Origin of the sequence: Cellulomonas septica (assembly GCF_012396155.1) — a bacterium.
GTDB lineage: Bacteria > Actinomycetota > Actinomycetes > Actinomycetales > Cellulomonadaceae > Cellulomonas > Cellulomonas septica.
The window spans coordinates 1-4638 of the sequence record NZ_JAAXOY010000257.1 but is presented as its reverse complement, the minus strand read 5'-3'; the positions used below and the strand labels follow the sequence as shown (position 1 = coordinate 4638).

General features: G+C 75.1%; 2 protein-coding genes and 1 pseudogene. 2 read left to right on the top strand and 1 reads right to left on the bottom strand.

All coding sequences use genetic code 11. The features are described 5' to 3' along the window. Together HGA02_RS10980 and HGA02_RS10975 are read left to right on the top strand one after the other, a co-directional pair. A partial coding sequence (locus HGA02_RS10980; RefSeq protein WP_168679041.1) for an ABC transporter permease occupies positions 1–1135 on the top strand: 1135 nt, incomplete at its 5' end. 180 nt (positions 1136–1315) lie between these two features. After that, on the top strand, positions 1316–4549 hold the full coding sequence (locus HGA02_RS10975) for a hypothetical protein (RefSeq protein WP_343035443.1): 3234 nt from the start codon (positions 1316–1318) through the stop codon (positions 4547–4549). Here HGA02_RS10975 and HGA02_RS10970 read toward each other — a convergent pair. Next, positions 4501–4638: pseudogene (locus HGA02_RS10970) on the bottom strand (argininosuccinate synthase); the annotation flags it as partial. The gene HGA02_RS10975 and the pseudogene HGA02_RS10970 sit on opposite strands and share 49 nt — an antisense overlap.

Genomic DNA, 4638 nt, shown 5'->3' with positions numbered 1-4638 from the left:
CGTCGGCCGGCTCGCGCGCGGCAACGTCGTGCGCAACCCGCGCCGCGCCGCGAACACCGCGGGCGCGCTCATGATCGGCATGGCGCTCGTGGGGGCGGTCTCCGTCATCGCGGTGTCGGCGCAGCAGTCCGTGACGGGCGTCGTCGAGGCGCAGACGAACGCCGACGTCGTGGTCCGCTCGGCGACCATGGTCATCCCGTCGGGCGCGGTCGACGAGGTCGCGGCGCTGCCCGAGGCCGGGACGTCCGACGCGGTCGCGTTCGCGCCGCTCGCCGTCTCCGGGCCGGGCGAGGACCCCGCGGTCGACTACGTGATCGGCCTGGCCGACGGCACGCTCGGCCGGTCCGTCGAGGTCGAGCTCGTCGACGGGTCGCTCGACGCGCTCGAGCAGCTCGGCGCGGGGCAGGTCGCCGTCACGGAGGCCGCCGCGGACCAGCACGGCTGGCAGGTCGGCGACGAGCTGAGCGTCGCGGGGGCCGCCGGACCGCAGGACCTGTCCGTCGTCGCGGTGTTCACGACGAACGTGCTCGGTGCGCCGCTCGTCGTCGGGCAGGACGTCCTCGACACGCTCGTCCCGCGCGAGCAGCAGCAGGTCGACACGATCCTCGTGACCGCGGCCGCCGGCGTCAGCGCGACCGAGCTGCAGGACGCCGTCGCCGACGTCGTCGCGCCCTACGTCGTCGTGTCCGTGCTGACGCGTGACGAGTTCGTGTCGAACCTCGCCGACCAGGTGAACCAGATGCTCGTCATCCTCTACGCGCTGCTCGGCCTGTCCGTCGTCATCGCGGTCCTGGGCATCGTCAACACGCTCGCGCTGTCCGTGATCGAGCGGACGCGGGAGATCGGGCTGCTGCGGGCCGTCGGGCTCGGGCGGCTCCAGCTCGCCGGGACGGTGACGGTCGAGTCGGTGCTGACCGCCGTCTTCGGGACGGTGCTGGGCCTTGCCGTCGGCGTCGCGCTGGCCGCGACGATGCCGACCGTGTTCGCCGACGACGGGCTCTCCGAGCTCGCCGTGCCGTGGGCGAACCTCGGCGGGATGGTCGCGCTCGCGGTGCTCGTCGGGGTGCTCGCCGCGCTGTGGCCCGCGACCCGTGCGGCCAGGCTCAAGGTGCTGGACGCCGTCGCGTACGAGTGAGCCGGCGGCGACGCGGACCGTGCGGGCGCCCCGCGCGGTCCGCGTCGTGCTGCCGGGGCCGCACGCACGTCGCGCGCCTCGGGTCGTGAAGATCGCCCGTCCGTGTGACAGTCGACGGGACGTGTCCGGCATGGGGCACGGGCGGGTCCGGCGCCGGCCACGGCCCGCGGGGGAGGAACCGTGCGTCGCCCTGCCGTTCCCGTCGTGTCCACCGTGCTCCTCGCGGTCCTCGCGGTGCTGGGCGCGGTCGCCCCGGCCGCGGCCGCGGTGGACCCGGACGTCACCGGCCGGCTGTCGCTGTTCAAGCGGATCGAGAACCTCGACACGGGTGCGAGCGAGGGCCGCCGCGAGCTGTGGACCATGACCGCGGTGAGCACCGAGGACCCCGCCTACACGTTCACCGGGAACGGGCTCAACGGGATCCAGTCGCTCGTCGTGCCCGCGGGCGACTACACGATCGGCGAGTCCGGCGGCGTGCCCGGGTACGCGTTCGTGAGCTGGGACTGCGGGGCGGCGGGCACGTTCACCGACCCGACGCCGACCGTCACCGTCCCGGCCGACGGCACGCTCACGTGCACGGTCCGCAACGACGCGATCCAGCCGAGCCTCACGCTCCGCAAGGTCGTGACGGGCGGTCCGGCGTCGCCGAGCGCGTGGGACCTCACGGCCCAGGGGCCCACGACCGTCACCGGCCCTGGCACCGCGAGCGGACCCGTGCGGATCGGCGAGTACCAGCTCTCCGAGACCGGCGGCCCGTCGGGGTACACGCCCGGCGACTGGGTCTGCACGGGCGGCACGCAGACCGGCCCGTCGAGCGTGGTGGTCTCGCTCGCCCAGGACGTCGAGTGCACCGTCACGAACGCGAGGTCCGAGCCGACGCCGCACCTCGTCACCCTGCGCAAGGAGGTCGTCGGAGGCCCGGCCACGACCGCGGACTTCCTCCTGTCCGGGACCGGCCCGCCCGGCACCGTCGAGGGCGTGTCCGGCTCGCCGACCGTCACGGAGGTGCCCGTCCCGTCCGGCACGTACACGCTCACGGAGACGCCCACGACGCCCGCCGCCCAGGTCGGGTACACGGCGTCGGCGTGGTCGTGCACCGCGGGCACCGTCAGCGGCAGCACGCTCACGCTCGCCGACGGCGACGGCGACGCGGTCTGCACCGTCACCAACACGTGGACCGGCGGGACGCTCACGCTCGTCAAGCAGGTGGTGGGCGGGGCGCTGATCCCGCAGGCGTGGACGCTCAGCGCGACGGGACCCGTCACGGCGTCGGGCGTCTCGGGCGGTCCCGCGGTGACCGGCGCGCAGGTGCCCGCCGGGACGTACGCGCTCGCCGAGTCCGGGCCGACCAACTACACGGCGTCGGGGTGGGTGTGCGACGGCGGGGGCGGCGGTGCGTTCGGCACGGTCGAGATCACCGCCGGCGCGGACGTGACCTGCACGATCACCAACACCATCGAGCGCGGCAGCCTCACGCTCGTCAAGGTCGTCGACAACCGTGCCGGCGGCACCGCGCTGCCCGGCGACTTCACGCTGACGGCCGTGGACGCGCCGGACGGCGTCGTCCTCAGCGGGCCCGCCGGCTCGCCCGCCGTCACGCGGCAGGCCGTCGACGTGGGCTCGTCGTGGGCGCTGTCCGAGGACGGGCCGCCCGGGTACGCGGCGGGCCCGTGGACCTGCGACGGCGCGCCCGTCGCGGCCGACGTCGTGACCGTCGACCAGCCCGCCGACGTCGTGTGCACCGTCGTGAACACGTGGTCCGGCGCGTTCCTGACCCTCGTCAAGGAGGTCGAGGGCAGCAGCGCCCCGCCCGCGGCGTGGACGCTCACCGCGACGGGTCCGGAGGCGACCGTCTCGGGCGTCAGCGGCTCGCCCGCCGCCACGCGCGTGCCCGTGCCCGCCGGCGCCTACACGCTGGGGGAGTCCACGATCGCCGGGTTCACCGCGTCCGGCTGGACGTGCGGCGCCGCCCCGGTCGCGGGCGACGTCGTGACGCTCGCCGCCGGGGACGACGTCACGTGCACCGTCACCAACGTCGCCACGCAGCCGCACCTCACGCTCACCAAGCTCGTCGCCAACGACGCGGGCGGCACCGCGACCCCGTCGCAGTGGACCCTCTCGGCGACCGGGCCCACGTCGTTCAGCGGCACCACCGGCACGCCCGCGGTCACGCGCGTCGCGATCACCCCCGGCACCTACCAGCTCGCCGAGTCGCCCGCGACGACGCCCGGGTACGAGGCGTCCGACTGGATCTGCCAGGCCGGCGGGGTGTTCGTCGACGCGCCCGACGGCGTGCTCGTGGTCCCCGCGACCGCCGCCGACGGCTCACCCTTCACCGACGACGTGCGGTGCGCGATCGTCAACTCCGACGTCGCCCCCGAGCTCACGCTCGTGAAGCAGCTCGACAACCGCGGCGGCGGGCCCGCGCAGCCGACCGCGTTCGTGCTGCTCGCGATCGGCAGCGGCGGACTGCTCGTCGGCAGCACGGGCACCGTGAGCGTCACCGACGTGCCCGTCGGGGCGGGCACGTACCGGCTGCTCGAGATCGGGCTGACGAACTACGTCTCCGACGGGTGGGCGTGCGTCGACGACGCGGGCGGCAGCGTGCCCGTCGCGTCCGACGGGTCGATCGCGCTCGCCCTCGGCGACGACGTGACCTGCACCGTCACCAACCGCTGGGCGGGCGCGCAGCTCACGCTCGCCAAGTCCGTCGACGGCGGTCCGGCCGCCGCGCAGGACTGGACGCTCGTCGCGTCGTCGCCGGGCGGCTCGTCGTTCAGCGGCCTGTCCGGCGGTCCCGAGGCGACGGGCGTCGTCGTGCCGGGCACGTACACGCTCTCCGAGGTCGCGCGGACCGACGTCGCCGGCCGCGGGTACGACCTCGTCGCGTGGGACTGCGGGCCCGACCACCCCGTCGTCGACCGGACCGTCGACCTCGCCGCCAACGACGAGGTGACCTGCACCGCGACCAACACGTGGATCGGCGGGACGCTCACGCTCCAGAAGGTCGTCGTCGGCGGCACCGCGCAGCCGGCGGACTTCACGCTCGTCGCGACCGGCCCGACGGGCACGTGGCGGGGTCCGGGCGGCAGCGCCGCGGTCCGCTCGATCCCCGTCGTGCCGGGCGTGTACCGGCTGGCCGAGGGGCTCGACGGTCCCGCCGACTACCGGTTCGCCACCTGGACCTGCGACAGCGCGACCGTGCTGGGCGACGTCGTGATCGTCGACGAGGGGGCGGACGTCACGTGCGCCGCGCTCAACGTCTACGCACCTCCCGTCGACCCGCCCGACCCGCCGCAACCGCCGGTACCCGTCGACCCGACGGTGCCGGACGCGAGCGGCGGGGGCGGTGACGCCGCCCTCGCCACGACCGGCACGTCCGCGACCGGCGGGAACGTCGGGTCGTCGGTGTAGGTGTAGACGTCCTTGGTCGGGGCGTTCCAGATGTCCTCGAGGAACCCGGTCTCGACGGCGCGGCCCCACACGTTCTGGTCGATCGAGAA